Here is a 22371-nt window from a genome sequence, read left to right on the forward strand (position 1 = left end):
GGGCCTTCCGCACGTGGGGTCAATCCACACGGTGGCGTGGCCGAGCGGCTAGGCACCGGCCTGCAAAGCCGTTTACACGGGTTCGAATCCCGTCGCCACCTCTCAGAAACTGAATAGCCCCAACGGGCGCGATTGGCGCAGCGGTAGCGCGCTTCCCTGACACGGAAGAGGTCACTGGTTCGATCCCAGTATCGCGCACAGATGAAAACCCCCGGTTCATCCGGGGGTTTTTGCGTTCCCAGGCCTTCGAGGGTGACCCGGCGGGGAGCTCGGATCGAGGTCGACGCAACGGCCGTGGATCGGAGGGCACGCGATGATCTCGCGCGGCGAGAGGACGGGGAGCTCCGCGCTACGATCATGCCCGTGGTCTACGTCTTCCTCACTGTCTGGAGCATCGGCGCTCTCGCGATCGGGGCGCTCTTCGCCTTCAAACCTGAGGTGCCTGCAGATGTGTACATCGCGCAGATGGCACGCTCCCGTGTCGCGAACCGACTTCGCGAGAGACTTGCCCCGCGGACAGCGATCCTCGTGTGGTACCGGATCGGCGGGGTGACTTTCATGATCCTCGGCGTGGTCATGCCTGTACTCGCGTTCACGGGCGTTCTCCCTATTGAGGACGTGTAAGCCCGGCCATGCGTCTCGCGTACCCGGTGGGAAGACACTGCACCGTGTCCGTGAGCTGTGTCGTGGGCACCTTGGGTGAAGTTCGTACACTCGAATCATGTGCTGGCCCGACCTGGGCTGGAGCGCAAAGACAGGATGTAGTCCCGTGGAGGGCATGAAGTGACTGAGCAGATGCCGAACTGGGAAGGCTTCATGATCCCGACGCTTCGCGTTCTCGACGACGGGATCGTCAGGCATTGGCGGGAGTTCCAGCCGCTGGTCGCAGACTCGGCGGGGCTGACGGAGTCTCAGAAGCAGGAGATGCTGCCGTCGGGCAGTCAGGTCAAGTACGAGAACCGCATCGGCTGGGCGGTCTCGTTCCTCACCAACGTCGGTGCGCTCGCACGGCCGAAGCGGGGCCATTACACGATCACAGACGCCGGCCGCCAGCTCATCGGCTCCTTTCCCGACGGCATCCGCGAGCGCGACATCCGTGCGCTCGGTGCCGACCCGGAATCGCCGATCCGCCTCTACGAGAAGACCGAGCGGGCGAAGCCCAGCGATACCGTCGCGGCGGTCGACGGCGAGTCGATGACCCCGATCGAGCAGGTGCAGAGCGGTATCGCTCGCATCGATGAGGAGGTCGCCGCCGAGCTCCTCCAACGACTCCAGGGCAAGGAACCCGGATTCTTCGAGCAGGCCGTCGTGGAACTGCTGCTCGCCATGGGGTACGGCGGAACGACCGGCGGCGGCAGCGTGACCCAGCGGAGCAACGACGGCGGGATCGACGGGGTCATCGATCAGGATGTGCTCGGGCTCAGCCGCGTCTACATCCAGGCGAAGCGCTATGCCGACCACAACGTCGTCCAGCGTCCCGACGTGCAGGGCTTCGTCGGGGCTCTCAGCGGAAAGGCGGACAGCGGCGTCTTCATCACGACTAGCCGGTTCTCCGAGGGGGCGCGCACCTATGCCGAAGGCGTCCCCATGCGCGTCATCCTCATAGACGGTGCGCGGCTCACGAGCCTGATGATCCGTTACGGCGTCGGGGTCCAGGTGCGCGAGACGTACAAGGTCGTCGAGATTGACGAGGACTTCTTCGCCTGAGCCGACGCGCGACGTACGACGCTTCTGGGTGCGCACACTGCCGAAACCCCAGGCGGGACACTCGGAGTCAACGGAGCGGGCCGAGATCCTCGGCGGTCGCCCAGAGCGCCCAGAGCACGAGCAGCGGCTGCAGGAAGAGACGGCAGAGCCGGCGGGCATCCGTGTCGAGGCCGGGTGCGGAGCGGCGCGTACGCCACTGGTGCACGTTCCCGGGGAACACGGCGACGAAGAACCCCGCCACGGCCCAGCCCATCCTGCGGCGCTCGCGGGGGAGGGCGACGAGACCGGCAGCCAGCGCGAGCTCCGCCGCCCCCGAGGCGACGACGATCGTGTCCTTGTCGAGGCGCGAGACCCGCGTCGCCCAGTCCGGGACGACGATCCGGAAGCCCCGAGTGCGGACGAGATGCGCGGCGCCGGCCGCGGCGAGCACCAGCGCGAGCATCCATCGTGCAGCAGTCCTGACCATGTGCCCACGCTATCCGGTGCCCGCCGGCGAGCTCAGCCGACCTGTGCCGATCGAGCCGCCTCCCATGTACGGAACTCTTCAGCGATCCGCGGCGACTGCGTGTGGTGCAGATAGTGCGAGCCGTCGAGGACGATCACCGTTCCGTCATCGACGCTCGCAGCCTGCTTCTCGTGCAGTTCCCGCCACTCCGGGACCTCCTCGTTGTGCTCCACGACGAAGAGCAGCAGCGGCAGCGCCGGGGCGAATCCGGTGCCGAGCGCGTCAGCGAAGTTCGTGCGGATGTGGGACATCTCATCGAGATACGTCGCACTCAGCGAGTTCCGGTTGGAGAGCATCACCAGCTGCTCGCGCACCTCTTCGGAGTACACGTCCTCCTCGTAGCCCGTGGCGGACGTGGCGACAAGGCGGATGAGCCCGAGGTTCTTGGCGGCGCCGAGCAGGCCGATGGGGAACGCGGTGTCCGTTCGGGGCTGACCGGGCACACTGGAGTCGATACCGACGAACGCCTGGACCTCGTCGGGATAGCGACGTGCGAGTTCGATGCCGTACACCCCGGCGATCGAGTGCCCCATCAGCACATACCGGTCGATGTCGAGCTCGTCCAGAGCCTCGTGCACCTCGGAGACGATGTTCGCCGTGGTCCGTTCGCGGTCCGTGCCGTCGCTCAGGCCGTAGCCGAACGGCTCGACCACGACGACGCGGTGATCCGCCGACAGGTCATCGACGAGAGGCGCGAAATCGAGCGCGGGGGACGCCGTGCCGAACCCGGGGAGGAGCACGATGGTCTCGTCGCCCTTGCCGCTGATGGCCACGTTCATGTGGCGTCCGTCGACCTCGACGAGCTGGCCGTAGGGCTCGATCCGATCCTGTTCGGCGTCGGTGGCGACGACGTTCACGATCGTGGTCGTCGCCAATCCGACGGCGATCACCGCGGCGACGGCGGTCACCGAGACGAGCACTCTCTTCACAGACTTCTTCATTCGGACCTCTCCCGCGGCGCACGGTGCGCCCCGTCCTTCCAGCGTCGTTCGGATGCCGGCTCGAGGCATCGCCCCGGCGCAGGCATCTCCCTACCGCGTTCGCAGTACGGGGAAGTCATCCTCAGGGCGGACTCCCGATCCGGCCGCGCGCGGAATACTGGAAGGATGCCCGCCCGCCCCGCTTCCGGACTCACCGCGCCGTTCGGGGATGTGATCGCCGTCGCCGTCATCGTCCTGTTCGCGGTGCTGCCTTACCCGGAGGCGGTCTTCCAGGTCCCCGGGATGCTGCTCCCGATCGCGCTCCTGCCGGCCGCGGCGATGCCGTTCCGTCGTCGGTGGCCGCTCGCGGCACTGGGCGTCAGCGTCGTCGTCGCGGTCGTCCTCTCGGTGACGGGGGTACTCTCGCCGAGCTCTCTCATCGCGACGGCGATCAGCGCGTTCGCCGTCACCGCGCACACGCGTCGCACCGTGGGGCTGATCGCGCTGACGCTGGTCGTCGGAGTCGTCTTCGTCTCCAACGCGATCCCGCTGCACGGCGAGTTCTTCGATTCGAGGGCCCTGCAGTTCCTGTTCTTCATCGCACTGGCCGGGGCGATCGGCGATGCCACACGATCTCGTCGCGAGTTCGGCGCCGCGATGACCGAGCGTGCGGAACGTGCGGAGCGCGGCCGGGAAGAGGAGGCCAGACGTCGGGTCGCGGAGGAGCGTGTGCGCATCGCGCGCGATCTCCACGACGTCGTCGCGCATCAGATCACGGTGATCAGTCTCAACGCGGGTGTCGCGTCATCGGCACTGGAATCGCGACCGGACCGCGCGAGAGAGGCGCTGACGACGATTCGACGTGCGTCCCGCACGGTCCTCACCGACATCGGGGGCCTGATGGCGCTGCTGCGCTCCGAGGATCCGGAGGACACCCGTGATCTGCGCCCGCAGACAGGGCTCGCGGGCGCCGCCGACCTGATCGCGCGCTTCGTGGACGCGGGGCTGCGCGTCGAGCTCCACGACGAGTCCGCCGGGGTCGCGCTGTCTCCGTCGAACGATCACGTCGCCTACCTCGTGCTCCTGGAGGGTCTCACCAACGCCCATAAGCACGGGGCGGATCGTCCCGTGCGCGTCCGCCTGGACGTCGTCGGCGGCGATCTCGTCATCGACGTCCGCAACGAGGTGCGTCCGGGGCCGGAGGCGTCCGCTGGCGGTCACGGGCTCGTCGGGCTGCGTGAGCGCGTCGCAGCCGTCCGCGGTACGGTCCGGACGGAGAGCGTCGACGGGGTGTTCCGTCTCGACGTACGACTCCCCACAGACGGAGGGAATGACGAATGGTCACCGTGATCATCGCCGATGACCAGCCGCTCATCCGGCAGGCCGTCCGCGACATCCTCGGCGACGCCGGCATCCTCGTGGTCGGCGAGGTCGCCACAGGGCGGGACGCCGTGCGCGCCGTGGAGCGCGCGTCGCCGGACGTGGTGCTGATGGACATCCGGATGCCCGATCTCGACGGCATCGCCGCGACGGCCGAGATCTGCGCAGAGGGCGCAGGGGGTCGCACGCGCGTGCTGATCCTCACGACCTTCGAGGAGGACGAGTACGTGGTGGCGGCCCTGCGCGCGGGCGCCAGCGGATTCATCGGCAAGGGCGCCGAGCCGGAGGAGATCGTGCGCGCCGTGCTCACGATCGACCGGGGAGACTCGCTGCTGTCGTCCACTGCGACACGCGCCCTCATCGAGCGCTCGCTGCGCGCCGCCGACGCATCACCCCGCGTCCCGGATCAGATCCTTCTCGACGCGCTCACCGACCGCGAGCGCGAGGTGATGCTGCTCGTCGCCGGCGGACTGACCAACCAGGAGATCGCTGAGACCCTGACGATCTCTCCGCACACCGCGAAGACCCATGTGAATCGGACGATGATGAAGCTGGGAGCCCGCGACCGCGCACAGCTCGTGATCCTCGCCTATGAATGGGGCCTCGTCGTTCCCGGCGTCTGACGAGACCTCCTCGTACCGCAGAGGGAGGCGGGTTCCATACCCCGGTAGCTGTTCAGCGGCCCGACGCCTCCGTAGCGTGTCTTCCATGCGCTCCCGTCTGCTGTCCTCCACCGTCATCCTGCTCGCCGTCACCGCCGCCCTGACCGGTTGCGCGGTGTTCGACCCGGGGACACGGGTGAGCGAGGACCGACCGATCACCGACATCAGCGAGGTGGTGCTGGACACGAGCGGCGATCTCACGATGCGCGTCGGCAGCACGCCATCCCTGCGCGTCACCGCAGGGGAGAACGTGATCGGCGAGCTCACGTCTGAGATCTCCGATGGGGTGCTGACCCTCGGCATGGAGAAGACGCCCATCGGATGGAACGGCGAGATCCGCTACGAGCTCACGGTGACGACCCTCGAGACTCTCCACGTGCGAGGCTCGGGCGACGCGCAGGTCGACTTCACCGGCGCGACGGCGCCCTCGATCGACGTGCAGGGTTCGGGCGATGTCGAGGCCACAGGCGTCGTCGCGGACTCGGCCTCCGTCGTCGCGGACGGTTCAGGCAGCATCTCCGTCGACGATGTCCAGCTCTCCGAGCTGACCGTCCGCATGACGGGATCCGGGGGCGTCGAGATCGACGGCACGGCCGCCGCCCAGGACGTCGAGGTCGCGGGGTCGGGTGGGTTCAGCGCGGCATCCCTGCGCAGCGACCGCGCCCGCGTGGTCGTCACCGGGTCGGGGGACGCCGATGTCGACGCCCGGCTCTCCCTCGATGTCGTGATCGACGGGAGCGGAGACGTCTCCTACGCGGGGGACCCGAGCGTGACGAAGAGGATCGCCGGCTCGGGGGAGCTGTACCGTCGCTGAACCTCGGAGGTCAGCTCCGGGACCGCGTACGCGAGCTCACCAGGAGCGCAGCCCCTCCCGCGCCCAGCAGGACGGCCAGGACGCCGAGACCGAGCGCGGCGCGCGCATCCGATCCGGTGGTCGCGAGAGTGCTCCCCGACCCCGGCGAGGTCGGCGCTTCCGGAACGACGGGACGTGCGGAGACGGCGACCTCTGCGGTGGGCACCGGCGGCTCAACGGACTCTTCCGCGTTCCGGGGCACGACTCCGCGGGCGTTCCCGCTCCAGGAGACGGTTCCCGGACGAGGACCTGACGCCGTCGCGCGGAACGTGTAGGTCACCACGAGCGTCTCGCCGGGGCCGACGATGCCGGTCCAGCGGACGGCGCTGCCGTCCACCGTCACGGCACCGGAACTCGCGTCCGCATCGCGGATGAGGACGGAGGCGTCGTTCGCGGCGAGGAGGTCGGCGACGTTCACGTCGAGGGGGGTGTTGCCGGTGTTCGCGATGGTGAGGGCGACCCGTCCGGTCGTCTCTCCGGGGGCGGCGGTGTCGGGGGTCACTGCGCGGTCCACGGACAGCGACGGGGAGATCGGGGTACCGGAGGCCGCTCCGCCCGAGCCGGCGAAGAAGGCGAGAGTGGACAGCCCTCCCACTCCGTTCCCCCCGCCCTGGTGCCCGCCGACCGATCCGGTCACGATACGGGTGCCTGCGCCGAACACCTTCCGTCCCTGAAGCGGGAGGGCGGTGTTGGGAGCGTCGAACAGCGAGGGGCCCGCCGAGACGAGGTCGTACGCCTGTTCGACGACGATGTATCCGGTGGGCGAACCGGTGACCGTGACGCCGAACACCGGCTCGCCATCGTGCGTCTCCTGCTCGTCCACCGTGTAGTCGACGCCGTCCTGCCACAGGGATGCCGGATCCGTGAACCCGTCCAGAGCGGCGGGGAGCTCGTCCAGCCCGAACACCCGGGTGGTTCCGCTGACAGGGGCGAGTCTTCCGGTCCAGTCGTTCGCGCCGCCCACTCCGATCCACTGGCCGCCGTCTTCGGCGAACTCGGGGACGGCCTCGACGACGGAGCGCGCGAGGAAGCGCAGGGAGCCGGTCGGGCTCGGGACCCACGTACCCACGGTGCCGCCGGGGTTCCAGGCGAGTCCCGTGTAGGAGGCGCTGAGCGGGAACACGACGCCGTCGGCCGCGGCCTGAGCCGTGAGCGTGTCGTTCCCCGGGCCCACGGAGTCGGCGCTGACGAAGATCGCGAGCTCGGCCTGCAGATCGACGACCGCGGCGGCTGCGGCGGAGTACGTGACGGTGATGCGGTGTCCGTCGGGTGACACGGCGAAGGTCGCGAGCTCCACCCCGTCTTCATCGCGCAGCGTCCCGGGGGCGGCGGCCGCTGTGAGATTCGCGGAGAGGTCGATGTTCGTGGCTTCGCCGGGCACGGGGTCGGCGTCGGAGAGATCGATGCGCAGCGCCCAGGTCGGGTATGCGGTGGACGGCCAGGACGGCTCGCCGGGGAAGTACGGCCCCAGCGACACGCCCACGACCGGAGTCACGTCGTCGGAGGGAGTGACCGCGGCGACCGCGGCCGTCGGCAGCGCGATGATCGCGAGGGCGAGAAGGCCGGTGACGGCGGCGGGGCGGGAGCGGACAGAGCGCATGGCGTGGCCTATCGGGTGCAGTGGGGGAGACGGGGATGCGATCAGCTCCCCGTGATCACCGTATCGATCAGGACGGTGAGCGCGGGAACCCTGGAACACTGAACGCATGACCGTTCTGCGCATCAGCATCCTGTTCCTGCTCGCGGCCGTCGCGGAGATCGGCGGCGCCTGGCTGATCTGGCAGGCCGTGAAGGAGGACCGCGGGTGGCTGTTCGCCGTGTTCGGCGTGATGGCCCTCGGAGCGTACGGGTTCATCGCCGCGCTGCAACCCGATGCGAACTTCGGGCGAGTGCTCGCGTGTTACGGCGGTGTGTTCATCGCCGGCTCCCTGGCGTGGGGCATCATCGTCGACGGATTCCGGCCCACGACATGGGACTGGGTGGGCTCGGCCGTCGCGCTGGTCGGGGCGGCGATCATCGTGTTCGCTCCGACGGCTGGCGGCGCGAGCGAGCCGGCGGCGCTCTGAGTCAGGGGAGATCCGCGGAGGTTCGTTTCATCCGCTCGTAGGCCGCGAGAGCCGCTTTCCTCGTGGTGCCCAGGTCGACGATCGGCGCCGTGAGGAGGGAATCCCCGGCCCATCGTTCGACATAGCGGGACTGCGGATCGAACTTCTTCGCCTGAAGCTCAGGATTGAAGACCCGGAAGTAGGGCGCGGCATCGGCGCCGGACCCGGCCACCCACTGCCAGTTGAAGGGGTTGCTGGCCTCGTCCGCGTCGACGAGCGTGTCCCAGAACCACTCCTCGCCGATCCGCCAATCGATCAGCAGATTCTTCACCAGGAATGAGGCGGCCACCATCCTGACGCGGTTGTGCATGAATCCGGTGCTCCAGAGCTCCCGCATCCCGGCATCCACCAGCGGCACGCCGGTGCGCCCCTGCTGCCACGCGGTGAGCTGTTCGACGTCGACCGGCGGCCAGGGGAAGGCGTCGAACGACGGGTGCAGGTTGCGGGTCGCCAGATCGGGGAAGTGGAAGAGGGTGTGCCAGGCGAACTCCCGCCATCCGAGCTCTGCGAGGAACTTCCCTGTCCCCGGTGCGCCCGCGGCGCTGTGCCACACGGTGAACGGGCTCAGCTCTCCCCAGCGCAGTCGAGGAGAGAGCAGCGAGGTCATTCCTGCTGCGGGCTCATCACGCGTGCGTTCGTAGTCGTCGACGTCTTCCGTCAGGAACTGAGCGAGGCGGTCGATCGCTGCGGGCTCGCCGGGTGTCCACGTCTCTCGCAGACCTCCGGCCCAATCAGGGGACGTCGGGCGCAGAGCCCACCCGGCGATGTCGTCGGAGTCGAGAGCGGGCGGGATTCCGACGAAGTCGTCAGGTTCCGGCAGCGGATGCCGGGGCGCCGGAAGCGCCTGGCAGGCGCGCCAGAACGGAGTGAAGACGGAGAAATGGGTGCCCCCGCCCGTCCTGACCATCCACGGCTCGTGCAGAAGCGACGCCGAGAAGGACTCGACCAGAAGACCGGCCTCGCGCAGGGAGGACTTCAGGGCGCTGTCGATGTCGCGCTCGGCCGCCCCGTAGCGCCTGTTCCAGTACACGGCGCCGGCGGAGCTCTCCCGAACCACATCCTCGACGACCCGTGACGCGGGGCCTCGCCTCAGCACCAGGGGCACGCCCTTCTCGCCGAGCCGCTCCGCCAACGACGCCAGCGAGTGGTGCAGCCACCAGCGAGCGGCCCCTCCCAGAGCGCGGACACCGGGAGACTCCTCATCGAGCACGTACAGCGCGATGGTCGGCTCCCCGCGGCGCGAGGCCGCGAGCAGGGCGGGATTGTCCGCGATTCGGAGATCATCGCGCAGCCAGACGATCGTGGGAGAGGGCATATCTCATTGTCCCCTCTGCGTGCTCTTCACCGCGGAGCTGCCCACGGTTCGCCCGATTCCGAGGGCGAGAGCGGTCTGAAGCACCCGGTCGTGCGGGTAGCCTGGATTCCTGACCCAGATGGAGTGCTCAGTGCCTGAAAACGCCCAGCCGAAAGACGGCTTCGCCCTGTTCTCTGACCGATCCGTCGTCGCGATGCGCGTCGGCGGCGTCCTCAAGGACCTCGCCGCCACCGTGACCGACGTCGACGAGGTCGAGCCCGTCACCATCGACAGCCCCGACGGGCTGAACATCCTGCGTCACTCGGCCGCGCACGTGCTCGCCCAGGCGGTGCAGCGCATCAATCCGCAGGCGAACCTCGGCATCGGCCCGCCCATCACCGACGGGTTCTACTACGACTTCGGCGTGGACACGCCTTTCACCCCCGAAGACATCAAGGCCATCACCAAGGAGATGCAGCGCATCGTCCGCGAGGGCCAGCGCTTCGTGCGCCGCGTCGTCACCGACGATGAGGCGCGCGCCGAACTCGCCGATGAGCCGTTCAAGCTCGAGCTCATCGGTCTCAAGGGCTCGAACGCCGACGCGGCCGAGGGCGCGTCAGTCGAGGTCGGCGAGGGCGAGCTCACGATCTACGACAACACGACCCGAGACGGCGAGGTCGTCTGGAAGGACCTCTGCCGCGGGCCGCACCTGCCCAACACGCGGATGATCGGTAATGGCTGGGACCTCACCCGCATCGCCGCCGCGTACTGGCGCGGCAGCGAGAAGAACCCGCAGCTGCAGCGCATCTACGGCACGGCGTGGCCGTCCAAGGACGAGCTGCGCGCGTATCAGGAGCGCCTCGCCGAGGCCGAGCGTCGGGACCACCGCAAGCTCGGCGCGGAGATGGACCTGTTCTCCTTCCCCGACGAGATCGGCTCCGGTCTCGCGGTGTTCCACCCGAAGGGCGGCATCATCCGCTACGAGATCGAGGAGAACCTGCGCCGTCATCTGCTGCGCAACGGGTACGACCTCGTGAACAGCCCGCACATCACGAAGAAGGATCTCTTCATGACGTCGGGTCACCTGCAGACGTACGCCGACGGCATGTTCCCTCCGATGCACCTCGACGAGATCGTCGACGAGGAGGGGAACATCACGCGGCAGGGGCAGGACTACTACCTGAAGCCGATGAACTGCCCGTTCCACAACCTCGTCTTCCGTTCACGTGGACGCTCGTACCGCGAGCTGCCGCTGCGGCTCGCCGAGTTCGGCACCGTCTACCGATACGAGAAGAGCGGCACCCTGTCCGGCCTGACCCGCGTCCGAGGGCTGACGCAGGATGACGCGCACATCTACGTGGCCCAGGATCAGGTCAAGGAGGAGCTCACCACCAACCTGAACCTCGTCCTGGACCTCCTGCGCGACTACGGGCTCAACGACTTCTACCTCGAGCTGTCCACGAACGAGGAGGGGAACCCGAAGTTCCTCGGAGAGCCCGAGCAGTGGGCCACGGCCATCGAGACCCTGCGCGAGGTCGCCGTCGCATCCGGCCTCGAGCTCGTCGCCGATCCCGGCGGCGCGGCCTTCTACGGTCCCAAGATCTCGGTGCAGGCGCGCGACGCGATCGGCCGCACCTGGCAGATGTCGACGATCCAGCTGGACTTCAACCAGCCCGATCGCTTCGAGCTCGAGTACACCGGATCCGACGGGCAGAAGCACCGTCCGGTGATGATCCACCGCGCCCTGCTGGGTTCGGTCGAGCGCTTCTTCGCGATCCTCCTCGAGCACTACGCGGGAGACTTCCCGCTGTGGCTGGCGCCGAGCCAGGTCGTCGGCATCCCGGTGGCCGAGCAGTACGGCGACTACCTCGACGATGTGATCGGCCAGCTGCGCGCGGCGGGAGTGCGCGCAGACGTCGACCACTCCGACGACCGCATGCAGAAGAAGATCCGCAACCACACGACGGCGAAGGTCCCCGTGATCCTCATCGTCGGCGAGCAGGACAGGGCCGCTGGTACGGTCTCGTTCCGCTTCCGCGACGGCACGCAGGAGAACGGCGTGCCGGTGGCGGATGCCGTGCGCCGGATCACCGCGGCGATCTCCTCGCACGCGCTGGTTCTGAAAGCAGGGGACCTGGCGTGACCTCGGGTCCAGAGTCGTTGGAGGACGCCGGTCATCTGGCCGGCGTCCCCGACGAGTTCCAGAGGCTGTGGACACCGCACCGGATGGCGTACATCCAGGCGGGCCCGGAGCCGCTGCGCGAGGAGTGCCCGTTCTGCGAGGCGCCGAAGCACCCGGACGCGGAGAGGCTGATCGTGGCACGGGGCGAGACCGCCTATGTGCTGCTGAACCTGTTCCCGTACAACTCCGGCCACATGCTCGTGTGCCCGTACCGGCACATCGCGACCTACGATCAGGCGACGCCGGAGGAGGTCGCCGAGATCGGCGCCCTCACCCAGACCGCGATGCGCGTGCTGCGCGAGGTGTCACGCTGCGACGGCTTCAACCTGGGCATGAACCAGGGCGCCGTCGCCGGGGCCGGCGTCGACGCCCATCTGCACCAGCACGTGGTGCCGCGATGGACGTCGGACGCCAACTTCTTCCCGATCATCGCCAAGACGAAGGCGCTGCCGCAGCTGCTCGGCGAGGTGCGCTTGGCCGTCGCGAACGCCTGGCCCTCCGCCTGAGCCGCACACGTTTCGTCTCGTCGCTGCGCTCCTCGCTCAACGACCAGACGCGGGAGTCCGGTCGCTGAGCGAGCGAGCGCAGCGAGACGAAGCGCGGTATCGTCCGCGCCTCAGCGCACCTGGCGTGCGGTGAACTGGAGTCGCGGGTTCGCGTAGAACTCCTGCGCCTCGATGAGCTGCAGCTCGCGTTCGCCCGACTCGAGGGTCAACGACAGCAGGTCGAACACGCTCGACGCCGTGCGCTCCAGCGCCGTCTGCGCGCTGCGGGTCTGCACGTAGTGGGCGGTGAACAGTGCGGCGGTGACGTCGCCGGAGCCGTTGGCCTTCATCGGAAGGCGCGGGGTCTGGACGATCCACGCACCGGTCGCGTCGGCGACGAGCATCTCGATCGTCCCCTCTTCGCGGTCGGGTCGCTCGACGCTGGTGACCAGCACGGTCGAGGGGCCCATGGCCATCGCGAGGTCGACGGAGGCGAGAGTCGACTCCAGCGTGTCGGGCTCGGTCTCGGTGAGGAAGCCCAGCTCGAACTGGTTCGGCGTGATGATGTCGGCCACGGGGACGACCTTCTCGCGGAGCAGAATCGGAATTGCGGGAGCGACGAAGCATCCGGACTTTGCGTTCCCCATCACCGGATCGCACGCGTAGACGGCCTCCGGGTTGGCGGCCTTGACTCGGGCCACGGCGTCGATGATGACGTCGCCGATGCCCTCTCCGCCCTGGTAGCCGCTGAGCACCGCGTCGATCTCGCCGAAGACGCCGCGCTCCTCGATGCCGGTGATGACCTCGGCGACGTCGGCCGGCGCGATGAGCGGGCCGCGCCAGGCGCCGTAGCCGGTGTGGTTGGAGAAGTTCACCGTGTAGACCGGGAGCACCTCGACGCCGATGCGCTGCAGCGGGAAGACCGCCGCCGAGTTGCCGACGTGGCCGTATGCGACGGCGGACTGGATGGAGAGGACCTTCATTCTCCGATCCTTTCGTTCAGAGCGGGCCGGAGACCGCGGGGGTGGATCATCGCACTGCCGCGACGAGGTCGGTGACGAGCGTCGCCGCATCGTCATCGGAGAGATCGTGCACGGTGAGGCGCAGGTGGCGCGACGGCTCTGCCCTGTCGTCGAGAGCGAAGTCGTCACCTGTGCGGGCCAGCCAGCCGCGCCGCATGAGGCGCTCGGCGACCGTGCGCGCGGCGATCGGCAGGGCGACCCACAGGCTGAGTCCGTCTGATGCAGCGGCCTCGATGCCGTACTCTCGCAGGCGCGTCGCGAAGTCGTCGTTCCTGGCCGCGTAGTGCTCGGATGCCGCCGCGATCCGCGCTGCCACGGTCTCGTCGGTCAGCTGCGCGAGGGTCAGGCGCTGCAGTAGGTGGCTCACCCAGGTGGTGCCGGGGCTCAGCCGCATCGCGAGACGCTCTGCGGTCTCGGGATCGGTCGCCGCCACGGCCAGGCACATGTCGGGACCCAGGAACTTCGAGACCGAGCGCACGAGCGCGAACCGTCGATGCGCGGGGCCGATCAGGGTCTCGTAGGGGCGGCGCGACAGCATCGAGAAGTGATCGTCCTCGATGATCAGCACGTACGGGTGCGCGGCGAGCACGGTGCGCAGCTCCGCCGCTCGGCGGGCGCTGAGGCTGGCCCCGGTGGGGTTCTGCGCGCGCGGTGTGCAGATCACCGCGCGGACGCCGGCGTCGAGTGCGGCCCGCAGACCGTCGACCGTCATGCCCTCCTCGTCGACGGGCACGGGGACGGCTCGGTATCCGCCGAGCCGGACGGTGTGGATGCTGGCCAGGAAGCACGGATCCTCGAGCGCGACGGCGTCGTCGCGCATGAGAGCCTGCGCGAGCAGGCGCTCCACGGCATCCACGGCACCGCTGGTGATCGTGATGCGGAAGTCGGCGTCGCCGAGGTCTGCGGCGACCCAGTCGTGCGCCCACTCGTCGAGCCCGCGGTCGATCACGGGCTCTCCGTAGAGCACCGGGCGGCCGGCAAGGGTGGCGAGCGCGGGGGATGGGTCCGGGATCAGCCGAGGATCCGGGTTTCCGGTCCCGACATCGCGGAGCACCGTGTCGGCGGCGTACCCCTCCTGGGCGACGGACTCGTGTCCGGCGACGACGGTCCCCGCGCGGCCACGCGACACCACGAGTCCCGCCTGGGCCAGCTGACGATACGCGGCGACCGCCGTGTTGCGATTGACGCCGAGGGTCGAGGCGAGCTCGCGCACCGGAGGCAGGACGCTGCCCGCACGCAGCAGGCCGCGGTCGCGCAGCCCGCGCACGCTGTCGGCGATCTCCGCCGCTGTGCTCCCTGTGATGTCCGTCATGAGTCCTCGTGACCGATTCTAGGTCGTTCCGGACAGTGCTATCTTTTGACATAGATCAAAACGAGCTTTGGTTCATCCTGACAGGAGCCCCTTATGACCGAACAGACCACCACCGGATCCTCGCGCGTCAAGCGCGGGCTCGCCGAGATGCTCAAGGGCGGCGTCATCATGGACGTCGTCACCGCCGAGCAGGCGAAGATCGCCGAAGACGCCGGCGCCGTCGCCGTGATGGCCCTCGAGCGCGTTCCCGCCGACATCCGCGCCCAGGGCGGCGTGTCGCGCATGAGCGACCCCGACATGATCGACAGCATCATCGACGCGGTCTCGATCCCGGTCATGGCCAAGGCTCGCATCGGCCACTTCGTCGAAGCGCAGGTGCTGCAGGAGCTGGGCGTCGACTACATCGACGAGTCCGAGGTGCTCTCCCCGGCCGACTATGTCAATCACATCGACAAGTACGGCTTCACGGTGCCCTTCGTGTGCGGCGCCACCAACCTCGGCGAGGCGCTGCGCCGCATCAACGAGGGCGCGGCGATGATCCGCTCCAAGGGCGAGGCGGGCACCGGAGACGTCTCCGAGGCGATGAAGCACATCCGCAAGATCCGCGGCGAGATCGCCGCGCTCACCGCGCTCCCGAAGGACGAGCTGTTCGTCGCCGCCAAGGAGCTGCAGGCGCCGTACGAGCTGGTCGCCGAGATCGCCGAGACCGGAAAGCTCCCCGTCGTGCTGTTCGTGGCGGGCGGCGTGGCCACTCCCGCGGATGCCGCCATGATGATGCAGCTCGGTGCCGACGGCGTCTTCGTCGGCTCCGGCATCTTCAAGTCGGGCAACCCCGCAGAGCGCGCGAAGGCCATCGTCAAGGCCACGACGTTCTTCGACGACCCGAAGGTCATCGCCGAGGTGTCCCGCGGACTCGGCGAAGCCATGGTCGGCATCAACGTCTCCGACCTCCCCGCCCCGCACCGCCTCGCCGAGCGTGGCTGGTAGCCCGAAGGTCGGCGTGCTCGCGCTGCAGGGCGACGTGCGCGAGCACGCCGCCCTGCTCGCCGGTCTCGGCGCCGAGGTCGTGCTCGTGCGCCGTCCGGAGGAACTCGCGACGGTGTCGGGGCTTGTGATCCCCGGCGGCGAGTCGAGCGTGATCGACAAGCTCTCTCGGATCTTCGGTCTGCAGCAGCCCATCCGCGAGGCGATCGCCGCAGGGATGCCGGTGCTCGGCACCTGCGCCGGTCTCATCATGCTGGCGGATGCCGTGGTCGACGCGATCGACGGACAGGAGTCGTTCGGCGGGCTCGACGTCGTCGTCCGACGCAACGCCTTCGGCCGCCAGGTCGAGTCCTTCGAGGCGGAGCTCGATGTTCCCGAGCTCGGCACGGGGTCCGTGAAGGCGGCGTTCATCCGCGGACCGGTGGTCGAGAGCGTCGGAGAGGCGGCATCCGTCCTCGCCGCACTGCCGGACGGCCGCGTCGTCGCCGTCGAGCAGGGCGGTCTCCTCGGGCTCAGCTTCCACCCGGAGATCACGGGGGAGAGCCGCTTCCACGCGCGCTTCCTCGATCGGGTCGCGGCGCGCGCGGCGTGATTCGTTAGACTGGACGATGCCCTGGGCCAGGCGCCCGGGCGGATTCGACGAGCGGGAGACTTATGTCCGGGCATTCCAAGTGGGCCACGACCAAGCACAAGAAGGCGATCATCGATTCGCGGCGTGCGAAGTCGTGGGCGAAGCTCATCAAGAACATCGAGGTCGCGGCCAAGCTCGGCGGCGCCGACCTGCAGGGCAACCCGACGCTGTTCGACGCCGTCCTCAAGGCGAAGAAGACCTCCGTCCCGAAGGACAACATCGATCGCGCCATCAAGCGCGGCGCCGGTATCGGCGGCGAGGCCGTCGAGTACACCTCGATCATGTACGAAGGCTACGGACCCAACGGCGTCGCCCTCATGATCGAGTGTCTGACCGACAACAAGAACCGTGCGGCGGCCGAGGTGCGCACCGCGCTCAGCCGCAACGGCGGCACCCTCGCCGACCCCGGCAGCGTGGCGTACAACTTCAGCCGCAAGGGTGTCATCGTGGTGAGCTCTGAGGGCACCACCGAAGACGACGTCATGATGGCGGCGCTCGAGGCGGGCGCCGAGGAGATCGAGCCGCACGCCGAGGGCTTCGAGATCGTGACCGAGCCGACCGACATGGTCTCGGTGCGCTCGGCCCTCGTCGACGCGGGCATCGAGTACGAGTCGGCCGACGTCGAGTTCGTCCCGAACCTCAAGGTCGAGATCGACGCCGACACGGCGCGCAAGATCTTCCGACTGATCGACGCCCTCGAGGACAGCGAAGACGTGCAGAACGTGTTCAGCAACTTCGACCTGTCGGCCGAGGTGCAGGCGGAGCTCGAGAACGACGAGTGACGGGCGCGCCGGGCAGCCGGCGCCGCTGACCGCGCATAGCCTGGAGAGGTGACCTCCTCCATGTTGCGCGTCCTCGGCATCGACCCCGGTCTGACCCGGTGCGGTGTCGGCGTCGTCGACGTCGACCGCGCCCGTCGAGGGACGCTCGTGCACGTCGGCGTGATCCGCTCCGCCGTCGACGCGCCGATCGGCGAACGGCTCGCGACGGTGGCCGCCGGCATCCGCGAGGTGATCGCGGCGCACCGCCCTGACGCGGTCGCCGTCGAGCGCGTGTTCGCTCAGCAGAACAGCCACACGGTGATGGGCACCGCGCAGGCGAGCGGTGTCGCGCTCCTGCTGGCGGCTGAGGCCGGTCTTCCTGCGGCGACCCACACGCCGAGCGAGGTGAAGGCCGCGGTCACGGGCTACGGTTCCGCCGACAAGCGACAGGTGCAGGCGATGATCGCCCGCATCCTCCGTCTCGACGCCCCTCCGCAGCCCGCCGACGCCGCCGACGCGCTCGCGATCGCGCTGTGCCATGCCTGGCGCCGAGGGGCCGCGGGAGCGCCGGGGCAGGACGTGCTGACGCCCGCGCAGAAGGCCTGGGCGGATGCCGAGCGTGTCGCTCGAACGTATGTACGATCCGGTGCCTAGACTGGTGAGATGATCTCCTCGCTGCACGGCATCGTCCTGCACACGACGCCGGACCAGGTCGTCATCGAAGTCGGAGGAGTCGGGTTCTCCGTCGCCGTCCCCGCCGATGTCGCGCACACCGCCGCGATCGGGGAGCGGCTGATGCTGCACACGAGTCTCATCGTCCGTGAGGACGCCCTGTCGCTCTACGGGTTCGCGGATCGCAGCGAACTGGAGGTCTTCGGGCTGCTCATCAGCGTCACCGGGGTCGGACCGAAGTCCGCGCTCGGCGTCCTCTCGCACCTCACGGTCGACCAGATCGCCGAGGCCGTCACCGCGGAGGACGACGCGCCGTTCCGCCGCGTGTCCGGCATCGGTCCGAAGACCGCCAAACTGATCGTCGTGCAGCTCGCGGGCAAGGTGGCTCCCGTCGGGAGCCCGGCCAGGAAGCCCGCCGCCGGGGGAGTCGACGTGATCGATCAGGTCGCGGCGGCGCTCATCGGACTCGGCTGGTCCGAGAAGGTCGCCGTCGAGGCGGCGACCCAGACGGCCGCCGACGCCTCGGAGGCGGAGCGCTCGTCCGTCGCGTCGCTCCTGCGCCGCACCCTCGCGATGCTGGGGCCGGCGCGTGTCTGACGCGCGCGACGCGACCGAGCCGGTCGACGAGACCGAGCTCGCCATCGAGGGCGCGCTGCGACCGACCAGCCTCAGCGACTTCGTCGGTCAGCAGAAGGTCCGCGGCCAGCTGCAGCTGCTGCTGGACGCCGCCGGCATCCAGAGCCGCCCGGCCGACCACATCCTGCTCGCGGGCCCCCCAGGGCTCGGCAAGACCACCCTGGCCATGATCGTCGCCCACGAGAGCGGGCGTCCTCTGCGGCTCTCCAGCGGTCCGGCGATCCAGCACGCCGGTGACCTGGCCGCCCTGCTGTCGAGCCTGACCCCCGGCGAGGTCCTCTTCATCGACGAGATCCACCGCATGGCGCGCTCGGCCGAGGAGATGCTGTACCTCGCGATGGAGGACTTCCGCATCGACATCATGGTCGGCAAGGGCGCCGGGGCCACGAGCATCCCCCTGGAGCTCGCCCCGTTCACCCTCGTCGGCGCGACGACCCGCTCCGGTCTGCTCCCGAACCCGCTCCGGGACCGCTTCGGCTTCACCGGCCACCTCGAGTTCTACGACGAGTCCGAGCTGGAGCGCGTGATCGACCGATCCGCTCGCGTACTCGGAGTCGATCTGCCCTCCGACTCCCTCGCCGAGATCGCACGGCGCTCCCGTGGCACCCCCCGCATCGCGAACCGCCTCCTCCGGCGCGTCCGCGACTATGCACTCGTGCACGGCGGGGGAGAGGCGACCCTCTCCGGCGTCCGCGCGGCCCTCGAGCTCTACGACGTCGACTCGATCGGCCTCGACCGCCTCGACAGAGCAGTGCTGGAAGCGCTGGTCCGCCGGTTCAAAGGCGGCCCCGTCGGTCTCAGCACGCTCGCCGTCGCGGTCGGCGAGGAGGCCGAGACCGTGGAGAGCGTCGTGGAGCCGTACCTCGTGCGGATCGGCTTCCTCGGTCGCACTCCGCGGGGTCGGATCGCCATGCCGGAGGCCTACGCGCACCTCGGCGTCGCCCGTCGCACCGAAGACGGACTGTTCGATCACCTATAATCGCTGAAGACTTCCTTCCGATCCCCCCTGGTGCACGCCGTCGTCGGCGTGTGCGCGACTGAAAGGCATCCGCGATGGATCCCACACTCATCATGCTCCCGATCCTCGCGGTGCTGATCATCTTCATGTTCGTCAACACCCGCAAGCGTCAGAGGCAGATGAAGGCCGACCAGGAGGCCAAGGCGACGAAGACCGTCCCCGGCGCCAAGGTCCTGCTCCAGGGCGGCATCTTCGGGACGATCGTGGCCTACGACCCGATCGACCTGGACGAGCCGGCTCTGGTGGAGATCGCACCCGGCACGATCATCGAGGTGCACAGCCAGGCGATCCTGCGGGTCGTCGAGCCCAAGGACGCCATCGCGGACGACGTGACGGATGCCGTCGACGAGACGCCCGCCGCTGACGCCGCTCCCGGCATCGAGACGGCCGAGGAGACGCGCGCGCGTCTCGAGCGCGACGCGGACGACAAGTAATCCTCCTCAGGACCATGGCGCCGCACCGGCGCTCCGGCATCTCAGAAAGCTGATCACGTGGCTTCTTCCTCTCCGGTCCGTCACGCCTGGAGGGTCCTTCTCGGACTCGTCCTGGTGACAGGCGTCCTCTTCGGCATCAACGCGCTCGGCGTGTATGTGTTCAAGCAGAGCTCGTGGACCCCAGAACTCGCCCTCGACCTCCAGGGCGGCACGCAGATCGTCCTCCAGGCGCAGACCGAAGACGGCGCAGCGCCCTCGCAGGAGCAGATGGACCAGGCGGCCGCGATCATCCGGCAGCGTATCGACGCCTCCGGTGTGAGCGAGGCCGACATCACGACCGAGGGCGGCCAGAACATCGTCGTGCAGATCCCCGGTGTGGCCGACGAGGCCACGCGCGAGCGGATCAAGTCGAGCGCTCAGCTGGAGTTCCGCGCGGTGCTCTACACGACGGCCGCCGCGACGTCGTTCACCGGGGAGGACGGCAACACCACGCCGTATCCGACGCCGGACCCCTCGCTGAACGCCACCCCGACGGTGAAGCCGACGGACTCGAGTGACCTCGCGTGGGTCACCGACAAGCTGCAGGCCGAGTTCCTCGCCTACGACTGCGCGAACCCGCCGGCCGACGCCTCCCGGGCTCCCCAGGACCAGCCGCTGATCGCCTGCGACCCGAGCGGCACGGCCAAGTACCTCCTGGGCCCGGCCGAGCTCACCGGCACCGCGATCACCGATGCGACGGCCGGCCGCGACCCCAAGTCGGGCGCCTGGCTCGTGCAGTTGACCATGACGTCTGAGGGGGCCGACGCCTTCGGCAAGGTCAGCACGCGTCTATACCAGAACAAGCTCGCCAACCTCTCGCCGCGCGACCAGTTCGCGTTCGTGCTCGACGGCAGCGTGATCAGCGCACCGCAGATGAACGGGCAGATCCTCGACGGCCGCCCGAGCATCTCGGGCAGCTTCACCCAGGAGTCCGCGACCACTCTGGCCGACCAGCTCAAGTTCGGCGCCCTGCCACTCAGCTTCGTGGTGCAGAGCTCGGGAACCGTGTCGGCGACCCTCGGCACGCAGCAGCTGCAGATCGGCCTCATCGCCGGTCTCATCGGCCTCGCGCTCGTCGCGATCTACTCGCTGATCGTGTATCGGGCTCTCGGCGCCGTCATCGTCGCCTCGATCGCGGTGATGGGTGTGCTGACCTACATCATCATCTGCATCCTCGCGTGGCGCATGGGCTTCCGTCTCTCGCTCGCCGGCGTCGCCGGTCTGATCGTCTCGATCGGATTCGTCGCGGACTCGTTCATCGTGTACTTCGAACGAATAAGGGACGAGCTGCGCGACGGCAAGTCGATCACGGCAGCCGTGGAAGACGGCTGGGGCCGCGCGAAGCGCACGATCTACATCTCGAAGTCGATCAACATCCTCGCCGCCGTCGTGCTGTACATCCTGGCCGACGCGACGGTCAAGGGCTTCGCTTTCACCCTCGGCCTCACGACCCTGATCGACGTGTTCATCTTCGTGATCTTCACGCACCCGGTCATGCAGCTGCTCGTGCGCACCCGCTTCTTCGGCGGCGGACACAAGCTCTCGGGCCTCGACCCGGAGTCCCTCGGCGCGGTCTACCGCAGCCGCTCGCAGTACCGCGAGGTCTCGACGGCATCCGCCGGTCGCGGGGCGAAGAACGCGCGCTCGCGCGGAGAAGCAGATCGCAGGCAGACGATCGCCGAGCGCAAGCGCGCGGAGGCACTCGCCGGCGACAGAGCCGGCAGCGGCGGAAGTGAGGGGGCGAACTGATGGCTTCCATGAGTGAGTTCGGCAACAACCTGTATTCGGGAAAGACCTCTTTCCCGTTCGTCGCCAAGCGTCGACTGTGGTTCATCATCGCCATCGCGCTGGTGGTCGGGTCGATCCTCGTCCCGTTCATCCGCCCCGTGCAGTTCTCCATCGAGTTCACCGGCGGATCGCAGTTCACGGTCACCGCCCCGAACAGCATCGATCAGAGCACGGCGACCAAGGCCGTGCACTCGGTGGTTCCGGGCGCTGCGACGAAGGTCGTGGTCGTCAGCGGCAAGGACATCCGCGTCCAGACCGATCAGATGAGCGACGAGGAGACCCAGAAGGTCTCCGCGGCACTGGCGGAGCGCTACGGCGTCGACCTGGAGAGCGTCACGTCCTCGTTCATCGGCCCCGCGTGGGGTGAGAACGTCACCAAGCAGTCGCTGTGGGGACTCGCGATCTTCCTCGCGCTGACCTTCCTCATCCTCGCCCTGTACTTCCGCACCTGGAAGATGTCCGCTGCGGCGATCATCGGCCTGCTCGACGTCCTCGTCATCACGATCGGCGTGTACGCTCTCGCAGGCTTCGAGATCTCCCCGGCGGCCGTCATCGGCTTCCTGACGATCCTCGCCTACTCGCTGTACGACACGACCGTCGTCTTCGACAAGGTCCGAGAGAACACCACGGAAGACGGGGAGAAGTCCGGACGCACCTTCGGGGAGTCGGTCAACCTCGCCGTCAACCAGACGCTGGTGCGCTCGATCAACACCTCGGTCGTCGCCGCCCTGCCCGTCGGGGCGATCCTCTTCATCGGCGCCTTCTGGCTCGGTGCGGAGACGCTGACCGACATCTCGCTGTCGATCTTCGTCGGCATCCTGGTCGCGACGTACTCGACGCTGTTCGTCGCCGCTCCGCTCTACTCGCTGTTCCGCGAGAACGAGCCGCAGCTCATGGCGCGTGACGCGAAGATCCGCGAGGCTCGCGCCAAGGCGACCGTCGACGCGTGATCGTGCCCGTCCTGCGGGGCTCGGCCCCGCA

General features: G+C 68.8%; 23 protein-coding genes and 2 tRNA genes. 19 read left to right on the plus strand and 6 right to left on the minus strand.

Annotated elements, in window-relative coordinates; all coding sequences use genetic code 11:
- The first annotated feature begins 30 nt into the window (after positions 1–30).
- From ACFVRO_RS11305 to ACFVRO_RS11320, 4 genes are all read left to right on the plus strand, one after another.
- A tRNA-Cys gene (locus tag ACFVRO_RS11305) sits at positions 31–101 on the plus strand.
- Between the two features lie 25 nt (positions 102–126).
- A tRNA-Val gene (locus ACFVRO_RS11310) sits at positions 127–198 on the plus strand.
- Between the two features lie 165 nt (positions 199–363).
- On the plus strand, positions 364–624 hold the full coding sequence (locus ACFVRO_RS11315; protein ID WP_386952294.1) for a hypothetical protein: 261 nt from the start codon (positions 364–366) through the stop codon (positions 622–624).
- A 171-nt stretch (positions 625–795) separates the two neighbouring features.
- Positions 796–1707, plus strand: a complete 912-nt coding sequence (locus ACFVRO_RS11320) for a restriction endonuclease (RefSeq protein WP_386952296.1) — start codon at positions 796–798, stop codon at positions 1705–1707.
- A gap of 67 nt (positions 1708–1774) precedes the next feature.
- On the opposite strand, the gene ACFVRO_RS11325 is transcribed toward ACFVRO_RS11320, so the two are convergent.
- Both ACFVRO_RS11325 and ACFVRO_RS11330 read right to left on the minus strand, forming a co-directional pair.
- A complete protein-coding gene (locus tag ACFVRO_RS11325; protein WP_386952299.1) occupies positions 1775–2173 on the minus strand; it encodes a hypothetical protein in 399 nt (132 codons plus the stop codon).
- 32 nt (positions 2174–2205) lie between these two features.
- The gene (locus tag ACFVRO_RS11330) at positions 2206–3153 is read right to left on the minus strand and encodes an alpha/beta fold hydrolase (RefSeq protein WP_386952302.1); all 948 of its coding nucleotides are present in this window, start codon (positions 3151–3153) and stop codon (positions 2206–2208) included.
- A 165-nt stretch (positions 3154–3318) separates the two neighbouring features.
- Between ACFVRO_RS11330 and ACFVRO_RS11335 the strand changes: the two genes are divergently transcribed.
- The 3 genes from ACFVRO_RS11335 (at position 3319) to ACFVRO_RS11345 (ending at position 5988) form a co-directional block, all read left to right on the plus strand.
- Entirely contained in the window at positions 3319–4482 is a 1164-nt protein-coding gene (locus ACFVRO_RS11335; protein ID WP_386952305.1) for a sensor histidine kinase, read from the plus strand.
- On the plus strand, positions 4470–5135 hold the full coding sequence (locus tag ACFVRO_RS11340; RefSeq protein ID WP_386952307.1) for a response regulator: 666 nt from the start codon (positions 4470–4472) through the stop codon (positions 5133–5135). The genes ACFVRO_RS11335 and ACFVRO_RS11340 overlap by 13 nt, the downstream gene beginning before the upstream one ends.
- Before the next feature lie 85 nt (positions 5136–5220).
- Entirely contained in the window at positions 5221–5988 is a 768-nt protein-coding gene (locus ACFVRO_RS11345) for a head GIN domain-containing protein (RefSeq protein WP_386952310.1), read from the plus strand.
- A 10-nt stretch (positions 5989–5998) separates the two neighbouring features.
- On the opposite strand, the gene ACFVRO_RS11350 is transcribed toward ACFVRO_RS11345, so the two are convergent.
- Positions 5999–7627, minus strand: coding sequence for a hypothetical protein (locus ACFVRO_RS11350; protein ID WP_386952313.1), 1629 nt, complete (start codon positions 7625–7627; stop codon positions 5999–6001).
- A 106-nt stretch (positions 7628–7733) separates the two neighbouring features.
- Between ACFVRO_RS11350 and ACFVRO_RS11355 the strand changes: the two genes are divergently transcribed.
- On the plus strand, positions 7734–8093 hold the full coding sequence (locus ACFVRO_RS11355; protein ID WP_386952315.1) for a YnfA family protein: 360 nt from the start codon (positions 7734–7736) through the stop codon (positions 8091–8093).
- Between the two features lies 1 nt (position 8094).
- Here the strand turns inward: ACFVRO_RS11355 and ACFVRO_RS11360 are convergent, their stop codons facing one another.
- Positions 8095–9447 carry a cryptochrome/photolyase family protein gene (locus ACFVRO_RS11360; RefSeq protein WP_386952317.1) on the minus strand — a complete coding sequence of 451 codons (1353 nt, stop codon included), beginning with the start codon at positions 9445–9447 and terminating at the stop codon, positions 8095–8097.
- A 118-nt stretch (positions 9448–9565) separates the two neighbouring features.
- Here ACFVRO_RS11360 and thrS point away from each other — a divergent pair, with 118 nt between their 5' ends.
- Together thrS and ACFVRO_RS11370 are read left to right on the plus strand one after the other, a co-directional pair.
- A complete protein-coding gene (thrS, locus tag ACFVRO_RS11365; protein ID WP_386952320.1) occupies positions 9566–11569 on the plus strand; it encodes a threonine--tRNA ligase in 2004 nt (667 codons plus the stop codon).
- Positions 11566–12114, plus strand: a complete 549-nt coding sequence (locus tag ACFVRO_RS11370; RefSeq protein WP_386952322.1) for an HIT family protein — start codon at positions 11566–11568, stop codon at positions 12112–12114. The genes thrS and ACFVRO_RS11370 overlap by 4 nt, the downstream gene beginning before the upstream one ends.
- Positions 12115–12224: 110 nt before the next feature.
- Here ACFVRO_RS11370 and pdxY read toward each other — a convergent pair whose 3' ends face one another.
- Together pdxY and ACFVRO_RS11380 are read right to left on the minus strand one after the other, a co-directional pair.
- Positions 12225–13076, minus strand: a complete 852-nt coding sequence (pdxY, locus tag ACFVRO_RS11375) for a pyridoxal kinase PdxY (RefSeq protein ID WP_386952324.1) — start codon at positions 13074–13076, stop codon at positions 12225–12227.
- A gap of 46 nt (positions 13077–13122) precedes the next feature.
- The gene (locus tag ACFVRO_RS11380) at positions 13123–14427 is read right to left on the minus strand and encodes an aminotransferase class I/II-fold pyridoxal phosphate-dependent enzyme (protein ID WP_386952327.1); all 1305 of its coding nucleotides are present in this window, start codon (positions 14425–14427) and stop codon (positions 13123–13125) included.
- A gap of 93 nt (positions 14428–14520) precedes the next feature.
- On the opposite strand from ACFVRO_RS11380, the gene pdxS reads away from it, so the two are divergent.
- From pdxS to secF, 9 genes are all read left to right on the plus strand, one after another.
- Complete coding sequence (gene pdxS / locus ACFVRO_RS11385; RefSeq protein ID WP_105677367.1) at positions 14521–15414, plus strand: pyridoxal 5'-phosphate synthase lyase subunit PdxS; 894 nt, start codon at positions 14521–14523, stop codon at positions 15412–15414.
- Positions 15404–16003 (plus strand): pyridoxal 5'-phosphate synthase glutaminase subunit PdxT, encoded by a 600-nt coding sequence (gene pdxT / locus ACFVRO_RS11390; RefSeq protein ID WP_386952330.1) that lies wholly within the window; start codon positions 15404–15406, stop codon positions 16001–16003. Before pdxS ends, pdxT begins: the two co-directional genes overlap by 11 nt.
- A gap of 62 nt (positions 16004–16065) precedes the next feature.
- Positions 16066–16824 carry a YebC/PmpR family DNA-binding transcriptional regulator gene (locus ACFVRO_RS11395; protein WP_223586398.1) on the plus strand — a complete coding sequence of 253 codons (759 nt, stop codon included), beginning with the start codon at positions 16066–16068 and terminating at the stop codon, positions 16822–16824.
- A 60-nt stretch (positions 16825–16884) separates the two neighbouring features.
- Positions 16885–17457: a crossover junction endodeoxyribonuclease RuvC gene (gene ruvC / locus ACFVRO_RS11400; RefSeq protein ID WP_386954449.1), complete on the plus strand. Its 573-nt coding sequence runs from the start codon at positions 16885–16887 to the stop codon at positions 17455–17457.
- A gap of 9 nt (positions 17458–17466) precedes the next feature.
- Positions 17467–18072 carry a Holliday junction branch migration protein RuvA gene (gene ruvA / locus ACFVRO_RS11405; RefSeq protein ID WP_105677362.1) on the plus strand — a complete coding sequence of 202 codons (606 nt, stop codon included), beginning with the start codon at positions 17467–17469 and terminating at the stop codon, positions 18070–18072.
- Complete coding sequence (gene ruvB / locus ACFVRO_RS11410) at positions 18065–19090, plus strand: Holliday junction branch migration DNA helicase RuvB (RefSeq protein WP_105677361.1); 1026 nt, start codon at positions 18065–18067, stop codon at positions 19088–19090. Before ruvA ends, ruvB begins: the two co-directional genes overlap by 8 nt.
- Before the next feature lie 74 nt (positions 19091–19164).
- Complete coding sequence (gene yajC / locus ACFVRO_RS11415) at positions 19165–19563, plus strand: preprotein translocase subunit YajC (RefSeq protein WP_105677360.1); 399 nt, start codon at positions 19165–19167, stop codon at positions 19561–19563.
- Positions 19564–19620: 57 nt separating this feature from the next.
- Complete coding sequence (gene secD / locus ACFVRO_RS11420) at positions 19621–21351, plus strand: protein translocase subunit SecD (RefSeq protein WP_386952333.1); 1731 nt, start codon at positions 19621–19623, stop codon at positions 21349–21351.
- A complete protein-coding gene (secF, locus tag ACFVRO_RS11425; protein WP_386952336.1) occupies positions 21351–22340 on the plus strand; it encodes a protein translocase subunit SecF in 990 nt (329 codons plus the stop codon). The genes secD and secF overlap by 1 nt, the downstream gene beginning before the upstream one ends.
- Positions 22341–22371 lie beyond the last annotated feature (31 nt).

This window comes from Microbacterium sp. NPDC057944, assembly GCF_042887445.1.
In the GTDB taxonomy this organism is placed as follows: Bacteria; Actinomycetota; Actinomycetes; order Actinomycetales; family Microbacteriaceae; genus Microbacterium; species Microbacterium natoriense.

Excerpts from the sequence above, each read along its gene's own strand:
- pdxY (WP_386952324.1), bottom strand. The coding sequence starts at position 13,076 with ATGAAGGTCCTCTCCATCCAGTCCGCCGTCGCATACGGCCACGTCGGC.
- ruvC (WP_386954449.1), top strand. The coding sequence starts at position 16,885 with ATGTTGCGCGTCCTCGGCATCGACCCCGGTCTGACCCGGTGCGGTGTC.
- ACFVRO_RS11325 (WP_386952299.1), bottom strand. The coding sequence starts at position 2,173 with ATGGTCAGGACTGCTGCACGATGGATGCTCGCGCTGGTGCTCGCCGCG.
- ACFVRO_RS11320 (WP_386952296.1), top strand. The coding sequence starts at position 796 with ATGCCGAACTGGGAAGGCTTCATGATCCCGACGCTTCGCGTTCTCGAC.
- ACFVRO_RS11355 (WP_386952315.1), top strand. The coding sequence starts at position 7,734 with ATGACCGTTCTGCGCATCAGCATCCTGTTCCTGCTCGCGGCCGTCGCG.
- ruvA (WP_105677362.1), top strand. The coding sequence starts at position 17,467 with ATGATCTCCTCGCTGCACGGCATCGTCCTGCACACGACGCCGGACCAG.
- ACFVRO_RS11350 (WP_386952313.1), bottom strand. The coding sequence starts at position 7,627 with ATGCGCTCTGTCCGCTCCCGCCCCGCCGCCGTCACCGGCCTTCTCGCC.
- thrS (WP_386952320.1), top strand. The coding sequence starts at position 9,566 with ATGGAGTGCTCAGTGCCTGAAAACGCCCAGCCGAAAGACGGCTTCGCC.
- pdxS (WP_105677367.1), top strand. The coding sequence starts at position 14,521 with ATGACCGAACAGACCACCACCGGATCCTCGCGCGTCAAGCGCGGGCTC.
- ACFVRO_RS11330 (WP_386952302.1), bottom strand. The coding sequence starts at position 3,153 with ATGAAGAAGTCTGTGAAGAGAGTGCTCGTCTCGGTGACCGCCGTCGCC.
- ACFVRO_RS11340 (WP_386952307.1), top strand. The coding sequence starts at position 4,470 with ATGGTCACCGTGATCATCGCCGATGACCAGCCGCTCATCCGGCAGGCC.
- ACFVRO_RS11380 (WP_386952327.1), bottom strand. The coding sequence starts at position 14,427 with ATGACGGACATCACAGGGAGCACAGCGGCGGAGATCGCCGACAGCGTG.
- ACFVRO_RS11395 (WP_223586398.1), top strand. The coding sequence starts at position 16,066 with ATGTCCGGGCATTCCAAGTGGGCCACGACCAAGCACAAGAAGGCGATC.
- secF (WP_386952336.1), top strand. The coding sequence starts at position 21,351 with ATGGCTTCCATGAGTGAGTTCGGCAACAACCTGTATTCGGGAAAGACC.
- yajC (WP_105677360.1), top strand. The coding sequence starts at position 19,165 with ATGGATCCCACACTCATCATGCTCCCGATCCTCGCGGTGCTGATCATC.
- ACFVRO_RS11360 (WP_386952317.1), bottom strand. The coding sequence starts at position 9,447 with ATGCCCTCTCCCACGATCGTCTGGCTGCGCGATGATCTCCGAATCGCG.
- ACFVRO_RS11335 (WP_386952305.1), top strand. The coding sequence starts at position 3,319 with ATGCCCGCCCGCCCCGCTTCCGGACTCACCGCGCCGTTCGGGGATGTG.
- ACFVRO_RS11345 (WP_386952310.1), top strand. The coding sequence starts at position 5,221 with ATGCGCTCCCGTCTGCTGTCCTCCACCGTCATCCTGCTCGCCGTCACC.